14 protein-coding genes are annotated in these 16,563 nt (G+C 47.5%); 6 read left to right on the forward strand and 8 right to left on the reverse strand.

The window, feature by feature from the left end:
• Nucleotides 1-50: 50 nt before the first annotated feature.
• Entirely contained in the window at nt 51-1,448 is a 1,398-nt protein-coding gene (locus AC4PHM_RS08325; protein WP_492017361.1) for an aldehyde dehydrogenase, read from the reverse strand.
• Between the two features lie 297 nt (nt 1,449-1,745).
• On the opposite strand from AC4PHM_RS08325, the gene AC4PHM_RS08330 reads away from it, so the two are divergent.
• The 6 genes from AC4PHM_RS08330 to AC4PHM_RS08355 all read left to right on the forward strand — a co-directional run bounded on the left by AC4PHM_RS08330 (nt 1,746) and on the right by AC4PHM_RS08355 (nt 7,255).
• Nucleotides 1,746-2,918, forward strand: a complete 1,173-nt coding sequence (locus tag AC4PHM_RS08330; RefSeq protein WP_492017362.1) for an ABC transporter substrate-binding protein — start codon at nt 1,746-1,748, stop codon at nt 2,916-2,918.
• Between the two features lie 94 nt (nt 2,919-3,012).
• Nucleotides 3,013-3,894, forward strand: coding sequence for a branched-chain amino acid ABC transporter permease (locus AC4PHM_RS08335; RefSeq protein WP_492017363.1), 882 nt, complete (start codon nt 3,013-3,015; stop codon nt 3,892-3,894).
• Nucleotides 3,891-4,997, forward strand: a complete 1,107-nt coding sequence (locus tag AC4PHM_RS08340; RefSeq protein ID WP_492017364.1) for a branched-chain amino acid ABC transporter permease — start codon at nt 3,891-3,893, stop codon at nt 4,995-4,997. The genes AC4PHM_RS08335 and AC4PHM_RS08340 overlap by 4 nt, the downstream gene beginning before the upstream one ends.
• Nucleotides 4,990-5,832: an ABC transporter ATP-binding protein gene (locus AC4PHM_RS08345; RefSeq protein WP_492017365.1), complete on the forward strand. Its 843-nt coding sequence runs from the start codon at nt 4,990-4,992 to the stop codon at nt 5,830-5,832. Before AC4PHM_RS08340 ends, AC4PHM_RS08345 begins: the two co-directional genes overlap by 8 nt.
• Nucleotides 5,825-6,547: an ABC transporter ATP-binding protein gene (locus AC4PHM_RS08350; protein ID WP_492017366.1), complete on the forward strand. Its 723-nt coding sequence runs from the start codon at nt 5,825-5,827 to the stop codon at nt 6,545-6,547. The genes AC4PHM_RS08345 and AC4PHM_RS08350 overlap by 8 nt, the downstream gene beginning before the upstream one ends.
• Nucleotides 6,548-6,670: 123 nt before the next feature.
• The gene (locus AC4PHM_RS08355) at nt 6,671-7,255 is read left to right on the forward strand and encodes a LysE family transporter (RefSeq protein ID WP_492017367.1); all 585 of its coding nucleotides are present in this window, start codon (nt 6,671-6,673) and stop codon (nt 7,253-7,255) included.
• 128 nt (nt 7,256-7,383) lie between these two features.
• On the opposite strand, the gene rnk is transcribed toward AC4PHM_RS08355, so the two are convergent.
• From rnk to AC4PHM_RS08390, 7 genes are all read right to left on the reverse strand, one after another.
• On the reverse strand, nt 7,384-7,800 hold the full coding sequence (rnk, locus tag AC4PHM_RS08360; protein ID WP_492017368.1) for a nucleoside diphosphate kinase regulator: 417 nt from the start codon (nt 7,798-7,800) through the stop codon (nt 7,384-7,386).
• Nucleotides 7,801-7,967: 167 nt separating this feature from the next.
• Nucleotides 7,968-8,501, reverse strand: coding sequence for a helix-turn-helix domain-containing protein (locus AC4PHM_RS08365; protein WP_492017369.1), 534 nt, complete (start codon nt 8,499-8,501; stop codon nt 7,968-7,970).
• A 131-nt stretch (nt 8,502-8,632) separates the two neighbouring features.
• Entirely contained in the window at nt 8,633-9,397 is a 765-nt protein-coding gene (locus AC4PHM_RS08370; RefSeq protein ID WP_492017370.1) for a CPBP family intramembrane glutamic endopeptidase, read from the reverse strand.
• A gap of 214 nt (nt 9,398-9,611) precedes the next feature.
• Nucleotides 9,612-12,488 (reverse strand): acetate--CoA ligase family protein, encoded by a 2,877-nt coding sequence (locus tag AC4PHM_RS08375; RefSeq protein WP_492017371.1) that lies wholly within the window; start codon nt 12,486-12,488, stop codon nt 9,612-9,614.
• 102 nt (nt 12,489-12,590) lie between these two features.
• Nucleotides 12,591-13,973 carry a sodium-dependent transporter gene (locus AC4PHM_RS08380; RefSeq protein WP_492017372.1) on the reverse strand — a complete coding sequence of 461 codons (1,383 nt, stop codon included), beginning with the start codon at nt 13,971-13,973 and terminating at the stop codon, nt 12,591-12,593.
• Between the two features lie 45 nt (nt 13,974-14,018).
• Entirely contained in the window at nt 14,019-15,176 is a 1,158-nt protein-coding gene (locus AC4PHM_RS08385) for a pyridoxal phosphate-dependent aminotransferase (RefSeq protein ID WP_492017373.1), read from the reverse strand.
• 11 nt (nt 15,177-15,187) lie between these two features.
• Nucleotides 15,188-16,396: a hydroxymethylglutaryl-CoA lyase-like TIM-barrel protein gene (locus tag AC4PHM_RS08390; protein WP_492017374.1), complete on the reverse strand. Its 1,209-nt coding sequence runs from the start codon at nt 16,394-16,396 to the stop codon at nt 15,188-15,190.
• Nucleotides 16,397-16,563 lie beyond the last annotated feature (167 nt).

Here is a 16,563-nt window from a genome sequence, read left to right on the forward strand (position 1 = left end):
CACGATATTTTTTGAACATGAAACCGGGTGTCTGACACCGAGTTTCACAATCACTTCAGCACTTTCCTGAGCAGATTCAGCTGACGTGAACTATAGCCCGGATAGGCAATGGTCACATTAAACCTGCCTTTCTTTAAAACACTCTTACAATGCGAGAAGGTCAGAAAACTCTGTTTGCCATGATAGCGCCCCATGCCAGATTGACCCACGCCTCCGAAAGGCAGATTAGGGTGCGCTACATGTGTGACCGTATCATTGATAGCGACGCCGCCGGCAGAGATTGCGTTGAGGATTAGTCTCTCTACCCTTGAATCTGTTGTAAAAAGATACAGAGCAAGTGGTTTTGAATGTCTGTTGATATCTTCAATCACTTGATTGATATCCGTATAGGTCATGATTGGCAGCAGCGGGCCAAAGATCTCCTCTTTCATAACTGCAGTGTCACGGTTTGGAATTTCCAGCAACGTAGGCTCAATATAGCAAAGTCCTTCATCGCAGCATCCGCCCCAGACTATGTGCTCCTGATCTTCTGTGAGCATTGCCGATAGTCGTTTAAATTGCTTATTGTTTACTATTTTTCCATAACCATTTTTCCAATAATCTTTTCGACCCCACATAGTCTCAACACTGCGTGTCATTTCCAGCACAAGCTCTTCCTTGACCGCTTCATGGACATAAACATAGTCCGGCGCCACACAGGTTTGACCCGCATTGATGGTTTTCCCCCACATGATTCTTCGAGCGGCTTCTTTTATGTGCGCGCTCTGATCGACTATAACCGGACTTTTCCCGCCCAGCTCAAGAGTTACCGGCGTCAGGTGCGCAGCCGCCGCCTCCATTACAATTTTCCCAACTCTTGTACTTCCCGTGAAAAAAATGTAGTCAAAATTTGAGTTGATCAAGGCCGAGGTCGTTTCTTGTGTGCCTTGAACACAAGCAACATAGTGCTTGTCGAAGGCTTCCTCCAGAATCGTCAGAATAACACGAGACACATTGGGTGTCAGCTCGGAAGGCTTCACAACCGCACAGTTCCCTGCCGCCAAAGCACCAATTAAAGGTTCGATAATCAGCTGAAAGGGATAATTGAATGGACCAATTATAAGTACACTGCCAAATGGTTCCCTCACAATAAAGCCCTTGGATGGCTGAAGATAAATGGGGGTCTTGACCTTTTGCGGCTTAACCCACCGTTTAAGATGCCTGACATACTCTGAAAGGCTCTTGTAAATAAACCCCACTTCCGTCGCGTAAGCTTCGACCGGGTTTTTCCCCAAATCAGCTGCCAATGACTTCAATAAAGCGTTTTCGTGCTTTTGGATGATAGATTTGAGCCGCTTAAGTTGTTTTACTCTAAAAGAGACTTCTCTGGTTTCAAGTGTGTCAAAGTATTGTTTTTGTCCTTTTAACAACAGTTCCACGTCCTGAAGTGTCCACTCTTTATAAGCCATAAAAAGCCCTCCCTGAAGGTGTCCAGCGGCAATCCATTTCTTTACCTCATATCGTCTCGCTTTCCTTCAACAAAGTCAATATTAGCCTTTTACCAATAATTTCGTTAAAGTTTTATAATAATTTCAAGTATGCCTCTAATCTAGTTCCCATCTTACCGTATAAAAGTTTCTAAAAAGTTAGAATGTTCAGATTCTGATTGCTAAGATGATTGTAACATTGTATAATTATTCCTGTACATAGAGAAAGGGTTAGGGGAAGATTTTCACACACTATCATTATTTTGGAGGGATTGTCTAATGAAAAAGGCAACGACACTGCTACTCATTCTAGTAATGATTTTGTCGCTCTTTACCGGATGTGCCGGTGAGCCAGCGGCAGAAGCAGAAAAAGTCATCAAGATTGGCGTCTTCGAGCCTCAAACCGGCGAGAATGGCGGCGGCGGATTCCAGGAAGTTCTGGGCATTCGTTATGCAAACACCGTATATCCTACAGTAGACATCAACGGCGAAACTTATAAAGTTGAGCTCGTAGAAGTCGACAACAAATCAGATAAAACAGAAGCTGTTACAGCGGCTCAAAGCCTTGTCAGTGCTGGTGTATCCGCAGTCATCGGTTCTTATGGCTCAGGTGTCTCCATCGCAGCCGGCCCTATTTTCTCGGATGCTCAAATTCCAGCGGTTGCGCCTTCCGCAACTAACCCTCAGGTCACTGAAGGCAATGATTTCTACTTCCGCGTTTGCTTCCTTGATCCGTTCCAAGGTACGGTCATGGCGAACTACGCGATCCAAAACGGCGCTAAGACTGCTGCGGTTATCACTCAGCTCGGCGACGACTACTCCTCCGGTCTTGGCTCTTTCTTCGTTACAGCGTTCAACGAACTCGGCGGCGCCGGCTCAGTTATCGCTGAAGAGCAGTTCCAAACAAACCAAACTGACTTCAAAGCAATTTTGACAAACATCAAAGCTAAAAATCCTGATGTCATCTTCGCTCCATCCTCTATTACAACTGCACCGCTTCTTATCAAGCAAGCACGCGAGCTCGGCATCACAGTGCCTATCATGGGCGGCGACACTTGGGAAAATGCGACGATCATCGAAAACGCCGGCGCTGATGCTGAAGGCATAGTGCTCTCAACTTTCTTCGACGAAGCTGAGCCAGCAACAGACGAAGCTGCTTCCTTTATTACGGGCTTCAAAGAGTACCTCAAAGCTAACGGACAAGGCGAGATCATCCCGGCTGTTTCTGCACTCGGTTATGATGCTTACATCACCATTCTCGAAGCTGTCAAAACTGCCAACTCTACAGAAGGCGCTGCAATCAAAGACGCGCTCAAGGGTGTTGAAGTTGTAGGCGTTACCGGCTCCATCACATTTGACGAAAAAGGCGACGCTAAAAAAGATATGGCTTTCATCAAGATCGTTGAGAACGGCCAGTTCAAATTCCTCAAAACCGTCACTGTAGAACAATAGTCCATTAATGACACATGTGCTTGAGTGGGGGTCTATACCCCCACTCATTTAATCTTTTTTTAGGATCAGGCGTACTTAGAGGAGGCATCGCGTCATGGACTTTGCTGTATTTTTGCAACACTGTTTGACCGGAATATCACTCGGTGGTGCCTATGCGTTGATCGCGGTTGGCTACACCATGGTTTACGGCATTTTGAGACTCATCAACTTCGCTCATGGCGACATTTTTATGATGGCGGGCTATTTCATGGTTTTCGCGTCAGCCACCATGCCATGGTATTTGGCAACACCCATAGTCCTTATAGCTACGGTTATCCTCGGTGTTTTGATTGAACGTACCGCCTATAAGCCCCTTAGGAATGCTCCTAGAATGTCGATCATGATTTCTGCGATCGGTGTTTCGTATTTACTCCAGAATCTCGCTACTTATCTCTTTACTGCACTGCCAAGAGGCTACCCTACGCTCACCGCACTTAAGAAAATTTTCCAGATTGGGCCTTTATCCGCTTCTCTGGTGACCTTTATTACACCGGTTCTGACACTGGCGCTCGTTTACGTTTTGATACTGCTCATCAATCACAGCAAAATTGGCATGGCCATGCGCGCTGTATCGAAAGATTTTGAGACCGCCCAGCTGATGGGCATCAAGATCAACAGAGTCATCAGTTTTACGTTTGCGATCGGCTCTCTTTTGGCAGCCATCGGCTCAATTCTTTATTTTACGGATCGTATGACTGTCTTCCCATTCAGCGGTGCGCTGCCGGGCCTTAAATGCTTTGTCGCAGCAGTACTAGGCGGTATTGGAAGCATACCAGGTGCCATGGTTGGCGGCTTCATTCTTGGTCTGGGTGAAACTGCGCTGGTCGCAATGGGCTATTCCACCTTCAGTGACGCCTTTACCTTTATTTTATTAATTATTATGCTTATCTTCCGCCCTACAGGTATTTTCGGCGAGAAAGTGACGGACAAAGTATGATGAAGATGAAGAAGAACACTAAAATCCTGTTGTCAGTGCTATTGCTGATAGCAGCCGCTGCTGCCTTGTGGTATCTCGACGCAAACAAAAATCAGTACAGTTACGCCATTTCTATTCTTCAGCGCAGCGCAATCTACGCCATTGCAGCTGTCGCCATGAACATGCTGACAGGCTTCACGGGGCTGTTCTCCCTCGGACAGGCTGGTTTTATGGCTATTGGCGCTTACACAGTCGCGATCCTTACAATTCCGGTTGAAATGCGTGCTAATGTTTATTACATCAACGGCATAGCAGATTTCCTCGCGAATCTTTCTTTGCCTTTCTGGGCGGCGCTGATTCTGGGCGGCGTACTTGCGGCACTGGTTGGTTTCTTTGTCGGAATCCCGGTTCTGAGACTCAAGAGCGACTATTTGGCCATTGCAACTCTTGGCTTTTCAGAAATCATTAGGGCGATCATCGCAGCGCCGCAGCTTGACCGAATCACCAACGGTTCCTACGGGCTCAAAAGCATCCCTGCGTTTGGTTCCATCTTTGAGGTCTTTTTCGTTGCCGGACTCTGCATCCTGCTGATGATTCTAATCATCAACTCTTCTTACGGAAGAGCTTTCAAAGCCATCAAAGAAGATGAGACCGCTGCTCAAGCTATGGGCATCAATCTTTTCAAACACAAGAGCATGTCGTTTATCATCAGCTGTTTCTTCACAGGAATAGCCGGTGGTCTCCTGGCAGTTTTCATGAGATCCATCGATTCCAAAACCTTTCAGATTGCGCTGACCTATGACATTCTGCTGATTGTTGTACTCGGCGGCCTTGGAAGCATCACCGGCAGTGTCATTGGCGCTTTTTTAATGACTGCCGGCAGAGAGTGGCTGAGGTTCTTTGACAATCCTTTGATGATAGGCGGTTTTCAAGTGCCGCTGTTCAGAACCGGTTTCCGAATGGTCATTTTCTCCCTGATCCTCATGGCTGTCGTTCTCTACTATCGCAAAGGTCTATTTGGTGATAGGGAGTTCACCTGGGATAGGATCTATAACTACTATATTCGGTTAAGGGATCGAATACGGCGGAAAACGCCTGAAAAGGGGGACAAAGGCAATGTCTGATCAAGTACTCAGCCTGAATGATGTAACGATGCAGTTTGGTGGTGTCGTTGCGGTCAATAACCTCTCCCTGGAAGTCAACAAAGGTGAGATCGTCGCCTTGATTGGGCCAAACGGCGCAGGTAAAACGACAGCTTTCAACGTTATAACAGGTGTCTACGCCCCAACAAACGGAGAGGTTTCCTTTCAAGGGAAACCCATCATCAGCAATTTCCCTCAGGGGAAAATGAAAAAACTCTACTCCGGTGAAAATAACGGAAAGTATACAGAGTTAATCCGCAAAACGCCGGACATTATTACGAAGTTAGGCATCGCAAGGACCTTCCAAAACATTCGTCTTTTTAAAAACCTGACGGTGTTTGACAATGTTTTAATCGCAAAACACATGAATATTAAATCTAATGTGTTTTCAGCGACTTTAAGATTAAATCACAAAGAAGAAGAGACTATGCGCAGAGAATCTATGGAGCTACTGGAAATACTGGGGCTAGCTCATCTCAAGGACGAGATTTCCAGTTCTTTGCCTTACGGCCAACAGAGAAAACTCGAAATCGCCCGTGCGCTGGCGACGAAACCCTCCCTGCTGCTTCTGGATGAACCTGCTGCCGGCATGAATCCACAAGAGACTCACGATCTGACAGCATTTATCAGAATGTTGAAAGACGATTTCCACCTGACTGTTCTGATGATTGAACACCATATGAACCTGGTCATGGAAATCTCTGATCGCATTTATGTCTTGGATTTTGGAAAGCTGATTGCCTCAGGAACACCTGCTGATATTCAGAGCAACCAGAGGGTAATCGACGCTTATTTGGGGGTAGCTGACGATGAGTAATGACATCCATCTTAAAATTTCCAATTTAAGCGTAGCTTATGGCGGGATTCAAGCGGTCAAAAACATTTCCATTGAAGTCCCTAAAGGAAAAATAGTAACTCTGATTGGCTCTAACGGTGCCGGGAAAAGCACAACGCTTCGTACGATTGCCGGCGTCGTCAAACCAAAGGAAGGCTCAATCCAATTTAACGGTGAAGAGCTCCTGGGCAAATCTCCGGATTATATTGTCACGCGCGGCATCACGCTGGTTCCGGAGGGACGCAGAGTTTTCGACAATCTGACAGTCCTTGAAAACCTCAAGATTGGCGCTTATGTCCACAAGCACAGGCTGGAAGAAGACATTGAGCAGGTTTACAAACTGTTTCCCCGTCTTAAAGAGCGTGCCTGGCAATTTGCCGGAACTCTTTCTGGGGGTGAACAACAGATGCTGGCTGTTGGCCGAGCGCTGATGAGCCGTCCTAAGATGATCATGATGGACGAACCTTCCTTAGGTCTCGCACCTCTGATCGTCAAAGACATCTTCAACATCATCAAGACTGTCAACGCTGAGGGAATCACTGTCCTGCTGATTGAGCAGAATGCCAACCTCGCGCTCAAGATCGCGGACTATGCCTATGTCATGGAAACCGGCGTCATTTCCATGGAAGGCACAGGCGCTGCACTCCTTGCTGATGAAAGCGTCAAGGAAGCTTATCTTGGAAAAAGAAAAGATTGAACAAAATTAAATTCGAGGGGGTGTGGAAGAGGGTGTCAGACACCCTCTTCCACACCCCCGTTCTATAGAATGCGTACCCCCATCCGGCCCTCAGAAAGCCCAATCGTACGGGAGATGAGTCCTATGCCCAATGTTGCCGCCTTTTTATCCTACGTGTTTATAACGACCTTCACACCCGGCCCCAACAACATCATGTCCATGTCCAATGCCAGCCGCTATGGTTTCCTAAAAAGTCTCCCCTTCAATATTGGGATTTTCTTAGGTTTTCTTGTGATTCTGGCGCTAAGCAGTCTGTTCAGTGTCTCATTATTCGCCGTCATTCCCAGCATTAAACCCGTCATGACGGTCGTTGGTGCTGTCTACATCCTGTGGTTGGCGTGGAAAACTTATCACAGCAAGCCCCAAGACGGCTCACGCAGCGATAAGCAGACCAATACCATCGCAGCAGGGCTGCTGCTTCAGTTTGTCAATCCAAAAGTCATTCTGTACAGCATAACGACACTGTCCACTTTTATTGTGCCTTATTACACTTCAATTCCGTTAGTTATTGCTTTCGCCGTTTTTCTGGCCTTCGTCGGTTTCATTTCGACGTGCTGTTGGTCGCTGTTTGGTTCCGTTTTCCAAAGATTTCTGCACAATCATCAAAAACTTGTCAATTCGGCTATGGCGCTGCTGTTAGTTTACTGCGCGGTATCGCTATTTATGTAACAGTGATGTTGTTCTCAGCAGAAAAGATCCGAGCCGGGAGAGAATGGATAATGACCATCGGCAAAAAAAATATCAGGGAGCACAGGTGTGCTCCCTTTTTCTTGCGAATGGATCAGTTTGAGGCGACCCTAAAGCTCAAAGTGGCCAAAGGCTTCAGGCTGATAAAGGACTTTTTCAATTTTGAGTCGGACCGTGCCTTCCGGCACTTGCCAGTCGATCTCGTCACCTTCATGATAGCCCAGCATAGCGGTTCCAATGGGGGCCATGATCGAAATTTTATTTTCGAGCAAATCCGCATCTTCCGGATAAACAAGGCTATATTCGGTTTTTTCTTCTGAGTTCAAGTGCTTCATTAGAAATCTGGAATTCATTGTGATGGTACCAGCTGGAATTTGCTCTGCCTCAACGACATGGGCCCGTTCCAACTCGAGTTGAAGCGCTTTCAACTCCTTTGAATCCTTTGCTTTTCCAAATTCACGTTCCTCTGCCACCAGTTTTTTGAGTCGTTCCAAATCTTGCTGGGTTATCACGATGTTTCGAGTCATGATTGTCAGTTCCTTCCTTTCGGCATAAATACAGAGGAGTCCTTAACAGGACTCCCTTTTTCTTTAGTATAATGGATATTTCTATTTTTGTAAATGGCTGGGTAGGTCTGAAGTATACCACTGTGACTCTGCAGTGACTCGGCAGTGACTCGGCAGTGACTCCGCAGTTACTCCGTTTCATCCCCCGGCAGCAATGCGAAAGAAAACTTTCTAAGCCTGCCCTCAGGCTTCTCGCTTGTCTTCAGATATTTTATCAAAAGCTCGCTGAAATCCTTCAGAAATTCATCACAAGTCTCATCCGTCATTGTGATGGGATAACTTCTGAAGCCAACCCGATCTTTGACCAGATCATAAGAAGGTGTTGAAATATATCTTGAAAAATCCACGAGCATTGACATGGCAAAGGTATAAAAAAGATCATAATGCGTATTTTGGTCTCCTGCGCTGACGAGCTCTTCAATCGCCTTAAAGGGCTCCAGCCTGACTTTATAAGTCTTTTCTACAGTGCCTCGAATGGGCGTCTCTGATACAACTTCCAGGACACCAATGTCCAGTAGTTTTTTAAGGTGTCTGTAAAGACTCGCGACAGGGATCCCGGGAACCGCTTCAATAATTTCTTTTGGTGTCGCTGAACCTTTTTCGGATATAACTTGTATGACTTTCATCCTGACGGGATTCAATAACTCACTTAGCAATTTCACTTTCGATCCCTCCTCGTCAATTTATAAGTGCTTATTTACGAAACGTCGAATAGAGAAGGCCACAATGCGGCTATTGGCAATGAGCTCACAACGTGTTCTGCCTGGAAAGGCTGCAAGGGGTACCTTTAAACTTACAACAGCAGCGGCATGAGAACAAGTTGGTTGATTATATGGGCCATCATATGCCCCAGCATAGCATAGATCAGCCCTTTCTTCCAGTACAGCCAGCCAAAACCGAGCCCGGCAACCCCGTTCAACAGCAGCGCTCTGATTACAATTGGTGCTGAAAGACCCATCATTTGAGCTGTAGCTGGCAAATGACCGAGCGCAAACAGGAGTGAGGATATGTAGATGGCGACCCAGGCGTGAGATACCCTTATGTCTTGACCTGCCGCAACAGGTCCTGCTTTTTCTTTTTTTTTATTCGAGCCTTTTGTCAGCAACCAAAGGATCAAAGTCATGAGTCCAAGTCGCAATAAAACCTCCTCGACAACGCCGCCATATAAGACTGCCGCGACCAAATAGAGGGGTGAAAAGCTAAAAGTACTCAACCCTTCGGGAAGGTACTTCATAAATATAAATTTCTCTGAGAGTGTAATGATCAGAGAGGAGGCCCCGCCAATTAAGACAGCCGCAATAATCCCATTCAAGTCGGGAAATTTTGTTTCCGGAAAAGTTAAATTTTTTCTCAGCTTATACCCTACCGTTGCTGCGACAGCCGTCAATAGCGCCGTTTGGAAACCGGTTACCACCAGGAGCATTCCAAGTGATCCAAGCTGATTCATCACAGCATTTGATAATTCCGGTGACATGGTAAGAAATTGATAATACCCTATGAGCGCACCTGCGAACGCGCCTATAAAGGTTAATAGAATAACTTTGTGCAAGGTTTTCATGCCAGATCCGCCTTTCAATTTATCAGATTACAATTATTATCATAAAAGATATTATTACCATTATTGATAATATAAAAATATCACCAATGAGACCTTTTGTCAAGATTTAAAAAGACCAAGACGACAAAGAGGAAGGCGCACCTTCCTCTTTGTCGTCTATTCACTTTATGATTTAATTCCAAAATAATCCAGTCTCTTCCACTCTGAAATTATTTTACTCCACTCTGATTCTGCAATCCACCGCCATAAACTGACCGGTGGAAGCATCCCAGGTGACCGGATTCAGGTCAATTTCCTGTATCCCGGGAAGTTCGCCAACCATGTCACTGAAGCGCTTCACCACTTCTGCCAGTTCTTCAACCGGCACTTTTACCTTCCCCCTGTATCCGTTCAACAGCGGATAAGTCTTGAGGCTTTCAATCATGGTGGTGGCTTGCTTCTGGCACACTGGCATCAGCTTTATAGAGACATCCTGGAACAATTCAACCAGCGTCCCCCCTGCCCCTACGACACAAAGGTGTCCAATCCCCGGTTCAAATTTTCCACCCAAGATCACTTCATGAGTGATCTTCGCCTGTTCCTGAACCAATACAGCTTCCGCACCCGGGAAGGCGTCAAATAATTCCTCGACTACCTGCATTAAAGCGGCTTTGCTTTCAATGTTCAAAACGACACCACCGGCATCCGACTTATGCAGCACTTCCGGATGTTCGATCTTTGCCACCACAGGAAAATTCATTCCCTCGACATCGAGTACGCCAGGCATGGTGATCCAGTGCCATCTTGGGGTTGGGATGCCATAGAGCTCCAGCAGTTTCATGGCTGCGTCAGAACGCAGATACCCTGTCTCATAGCGGGACTGCATCAGGGGTCTGGCACTTCTGCGATTTGCGCTGCCCCCCTCAACCAAAGGCTTACCTTGTTCAAACTCAGTTACAGCGCCTCTCTCAGGCCCACCCGCCTTCAAGGACATAGCCTGTAGTACGTCCGCTACATTTTCCGGAAACTCAAGGCATGGAATCTGATGCTGATTCAGCACCTTCCTGGCCGCAGCGCCCAAAGTCGGCCCAATAAAGCAGCATATTGCCGGTAGATCAAATCTTTGGATGACCGGTACCAAAGCTTCCGCAATCTTTCCTGTATCTATCGTCGCAGGCGGAACACAAATTACTGCGAGCGCATCATACATCCCGCTTTCCGCCATAGCTTCAAGCGCCTTTGCATAATGCTCCGGCGGTGCAGGCGCGACAAGGTCAATGGGGTTGGCTGTAGAGGCCTCAGGAAATAAAACACTCGCCAAGGCATCTCGCTCCACTGCCGGCAGCAGCGGCAGCTCAAAGCCGTGCATTGCGAGGCGATCCGTAATCAGAATGCCTGGCCCGCCCGCATTAGTGACAACCCCCACTCTTTTTCCGGTAAACGTCCTGGACTTGCTCAAGCTCATTGCTGTCAGATAAGCCATTTCGAGGGTTTCCACACGGATCGCCCCGGCTTTTTCAATAAGTGCCTCAATAGCCGCATCACTCCCGGCAATACTGCCGGTGTGAGAACTCGCAGCGGCCGCTCCGGCACTGCTTCGTCCGGATTTGACAATGACCACCGGTTTTGTTTTTGTGAGCTCTGAGACCTGTTTAAAAAAGCTCTGCCCTTCACCAATAGTCTCCAGATACAACATCACGACCTTGGTGTATGGGTCATCCCTGAGTTCGCCCAGCAGATCACTGGCGTCAATATCCATCTGATTCCCGAGAGACGCGATCTTTGAAAAGCCCATCCCCAAATTCTCTGCGTAATCCAGCAGCGCTGCGCCCAGTGCCCCGCTTTGCGTAATGAATGCAATATTTCCCGGCGTCGGCTGATGCTGAAGCATGGTAGCATTAAGTGACACGGCAGGATCGGTGTTCAAAACCCCCATGCAATTTGGCCCCAAGAGCCTCATGTTGTATCGATCCGTAATCGCCCTGAGCTTGCTTTCCTCGACTGCGCCCGCTTCACCGGTTTCCTTGAAACCAGCGCTGATGCAAACCACTGCTTTTACACCGAGTTTTCCGCAGGCCTCAACCGCTTCAAGCACTGCGCCAGAAGGCGTTGTCACCACCGCAAGATCCGGTGCCTCAGGCAGAAGTCCGACCCCTTCATAAGCCTTGACCCCTGCGACATCCTCACCGCTGCGGTTCACAGCATAAAGCCTGCCGGTAAAACCGCCGTCCTGAATATTCGACAGAATCGCGTTGCCTAGTCCGCCACGAGCCGAAGCGCCTATAACAACGACGCTTTTAGGGGACAGCATGGCATTTAAATCGCGCCGAAACTTCGGAACATTCTCAGACCAGCGCTCGACTTTCACGCCTGCCGGAACGGGATCTGCGCAATACAAAACGTGACCCGCCTCATTCAGTCCAAACTTGCCTTGTGCAATCTCCAGGATCACCCTTGCACCCAAATGCCGCGAGTGCTCATTGACCGCTTTCAGTACAGCTTTGCGCAGCTGCTGGTTGTCCTCAGGAATCGAATAGTCAATCACGTGAGAAGGCGATCGCATGAGGAGCGGCCCGCCGTCAATTTCCGCCGTCGCCAGGTGGGCACTTGAGCAAATTGTCTCCTGGCGCAGGTGAAGGGTGTCACCGACACCATCGGCACCAGCAAAGAGGCGATGGCCATAAGGCGCCACAGACAGATCCGCCGGATGCACGTTGACCATCCAGTAATGGTTCACAATGGCTTCCGTCGTCGCCCACACGTAACCGGCCAGGAGGATCAAATCTGCGCCAAACGGCTCAATCAGTTTTGCCACCTCCTGATCGTACAGCGCGCGCACGCCGAGGTCACTTAATGGCGCATCGTGCTCACTGTGAAACGCCCGAAGATCAAGAGAGGCAAAGGCCATGCCGATGGTCTTTGCCATCTCAATAGCTTTCGAATCCGGCTTGTCTGAGAATACCCCCACGATTTCAAATGGGCATCCCCCTTTTGTGGCTTCCATTTCTTTTTGAAGTTCATAGACTTTCCAAAGGGTATTTCCGCTTCCGGATGCGAAGCCGAGCACCTTTAATTTACCGTGAACAGGATTATGAATAAGTTTATTTTTCATGATAGATTACCTCCGTCAGACACAAAGTTGCGCTTTTGCTTATGAAAAGGGCGGGAGTCGCAGTGCAGGCTGCTCCCGCCGAATTCATGAGTGTTGTTCAGACTAAAGTTTCAGGATGCCAAGATTGGAGAGGAAAATCAAAACCACAGTGACAGGCACAATGTATTTCACAACCGGGAACCAAGCTTTTACAATTGTGCCTTTAATCTCGCCATTATTGGAAATTTCAGCAACAGCCTCTTTTTCACCCCAGAACCATCCAACCAGGATCGCTGCGGCTAAGCCGCCGAGTGGCAGTGAAATGTTTGAACCGAAGTAGTCAAAGAGATCAAAGACGCCTTTGCCAAAGAGGGTGAAGTCACTCCAGATTCCAAAGCTGAAAGACACTGCAATACCCAAGACGTAGGCGATTGCACCGACCAAAAGCGCCGCTTTGGTTCTGGCCATCTTTCGCGTTTCAATCAAATACGAAACAGGCATTTCCAGTATGGAGATAGACGAAGTCAAGCATGCAATGGCCAAAAGGACGAAGAACATAAAGGAGAAAATTGATCCGAGCGGCATCTGCGCAAAGACAGCCGGCAGCGTGATGAAGACAAGACCCGGTCCGGCACCTGGTTCAAGACCAAAGGAGAAGACAGCCGGGAAAATAATCAAGCCTGCGAGCAGCGCTACAGAGGTATCCATTAAAGCAACGATAATGGAAGTCTTAGGTAAATTTTCATGTTTGCCTAAATAGCTCGCGTACGTCACCATACCGGACATGCCGACGCTCATACTGAAGAATACTTGACCGAGCGCTGCGATCCAGACACCGCCAGTAATCTTGGAAAGGTCCGGCGTAAGATACCATTTGATGCCTTCCCAGGCACCAGGCAGGGTCAGAGCGCGAATAACGAGGATAATCAGCAGAACGAACAGCATTGGCATCATAATTTTTGTTGATTTTTCAATGCCTTGTGAGACGCCTTTGATGATGATGCCCACTGTCAAGGCCATAAAGACCGCATGGTACATGAGCGGCTTCACAGGATGTGAAATGAAAGCGCCAAAGAAATTGCCAATCTGATCAGGCGCTATCCCGTTGAGCCCAAAGAAAGATTGAATGGAGTAGTAAACAGTCCAGCCACTGACGACGGAATAATAAGACAGGAAGATAAACGCTGAGAAGAAGCCAAGAAAACCAATCCACTTCGCGCCTTTTCGAATTTTTGCGTAGCTTTCAATTGCATTTGTCTTACCGTTTCTTCCGATTGCAAATTCGACCAAAAGCAAGCTGGCGCCTACAAAGAGAACACAAATTAAGTATAAAAGTACAAAGGCGCCTCCACCGTTTGTTCCGGTCATGTAAGGGAATCTCCATATATTCCCCAGTCCTACTGCCGAACCTGCTGCCGCGAAAATAAAACCGAGTTGCGATTTGAACTGATCCCTTGGTTTTTGATCTTGAATTCGTTCTGCTGATACTCTGGATTCCACCGCCATGGTTAGATCCTCCCTATTTGGAATAGTGTGTTTCAAAAAGGAATATTAATTCCCCAAAACCGCTTCTATTCTGTCAAACGCTTCTGCCATCTGTTCATTTGGGATAGTACAGGAGATTCGGATAAAATTGTCGCTGTTCGGTCCAAAGGAGATGCCCGGAATAGTGATCACTTTCGCTTCTTCCAATAGCTTCATGCCCAGTTCCATGGAGGTCATTCCTGTTTTTTCTATGTTCGCGAACAGGTAGAAGGCGCCTCGCGGTTTCACACAGGACAAGCCTTTAATCTGGTTGATGCGTTTGTGAGCATAGTCGACGCGATCCTTGTAGATTTCCACCATTTCTTTAACTTGAGTGTCACAGTTTTTCAGTGCGTACAGCGCTGCTTTCTGAGAAACGGAATTCATGCACATGGTGGTGCCAATGTTGATGATCTTCATGGTGTCTATGACCTTTTTCGGTCCAATGGCGTAGCCAATCCGCCAGCCACACATGGCATAGGTTTTTGAAAATCCGGCTATAGTAAAGGTACGTTCTTTCATGTCTGGCAGCGTCGCGAAACAGATATGTTCGCCCTCGAAGATAAAGGCTTCATAGATTTCATCTGAGATCAGGATGAGATCGTGTTTCTTGATGACGTCACAGATTTTCAAAGCCTCTTCCAACCCTATGACTGCACCCGTCGGATTACCTGGTGAGTTGAGCATGACTATTTTGGTCTTTGGGGTTATGCAGGACTCAAGCAGCTCTGCGGTCATGTTGAACGCATCTTCTTCTTTTAGCGGTACAGGTACCGGCACACCATAAACGTAGTCGATAGCCTGCATGTAGGGTGTAAAGCACGGATCCGGAACAATGACTTCATCTCCTGGATTTATGAGGGCTTGAAGAATCATGTAGATCGCTTGCGTAGCCCCTGCGCCGATGATCACCTCTTCCGGTGAGGATTCCAGTCCATACTTGTCTCTCCAGTAATCTGAAATGGCCGCGCGCAGGTCCTGGAAGCCATTGACTGGCGGATAATGCGTGAACCCTGCCTTTGCAGCTTCCGCTGCCGCATCTACAATGCTGGGGTGCGTATGGGCATCAGGTTCGCCAATCCCAAGACTTATAAGGCCTGTATGTTTTGATGCGGCTTCAAACATTTGAAGCATTGGGGAAGGCTGGACGGTCTTAAAAAGATTGGACAATGCTATGTCTTTCATGTCACGACCTCCTAAAGGCTTTTTGTCAGCTCAATGAATTCTTCCGGTGTCAAGTCGCGTTTTAAAGACAATGAGAGATCCTTGACCTTTCCGAGCAAATCCTGTTCTTGTTCGTCAGACAGCGCTACATTGTTTTCCAAAATCCAGGTTTTTATGTTGTCTTTGCCGCTTTTCTTGCCAAGATACAGCTTAGGTTCGGATTGGCCTGTCATACTCCAGTGGTAAGGGAGCATGGCCAGAGGCTCTTCATTTTTGCAGTTGACCCAGAGACTGGACGGCATTCCTGTTTCCCAACCGAAAATTCTATCACCGACGACGGGTCTGGTAGGCGGTACAGCGAACCTGGTAAAGTCGGCAACAGTACTTGACAGCGATTTGAGCTGATCCAGCTCAATTCCGGTATCATAGCCATACAGAACTTTTAGCGAAAGCGCAAGCGGTTCAAGGGCGACGCTGCCAGAACGCTCACCAATGCCATTGACGGTGACATGTGCTACTTCCGCACCTGCAGCAAGACCGGCAATAGTCGAAGCGACACCCAGACCAAAGTCATCATGGAAGTGAACTTCTATTGGAACATTGAATTCGCTCTTCAGTTTCCTCACTGTGTAGGCGGCGCCTTCCGGAGAAAAGCATCCAAAGGTATCCACGAGGGCCAGGGAATCCATATGTCCACCTTCAGAAATCTGATGCACTGCATCAATCAGAAAATCAAGGCTTGCTCTGGAGGAATCCGCTGGGAAAAATGTGACATAAAGACCTTCTTCGCGCGCTGCCTGAGTCGCTTCAATTGCGGCTTTAATGGCTCTTTCGGCCGTCCAGCGCTTACCGTATTTAAGCAGGTGCTCACTGCCGGGAATCTCTGCCAGGACATGGGAGACCCCGCACTCTCTGGCGAGCTTCATATCCTCAGGTGTGTTTCTCACGAAAGCAAAGATCTTGGGACCCAGGTTAAGAGAAGCAATTTCCTTGATGGCATCTGCGTCTTCTTTGGATGCTGCCGGTGTACCTGCCTCAATTCTATGGACGCCTGCCAGGGCGAGCTTCTTGGCAATCTCGACTTTTTCCTTACGAGTCAGGATAATGCCCGGCTGTTGCTCACCGTCTCGTAAAGTCGTATCCAGAATTTCGATTTTTTTGGGGAATTCATAACCCTTTAATACGTCCGCTGCAAAATTAGACTGACTGACCCACCATTTTCCGTCTTCTTTGTAGCCCATAATAGCCTCCCTTTTTTCATGTTATTTTGTGAAGGGTAACATTCAACTTTTCTCAACCTTGTCATTTGCATTGTAAATCTTTCGAAATTAATGTAACATCATTTTATCATCCTTGTCAATATTTTTTTAATAGTTGGTGGATGTTTATTTTTTCTTATCAATTTTCT

The sequence above is a fragment of the Acidaminobacter sp. QWL-03 genome, from assembly GCF_058683855.1.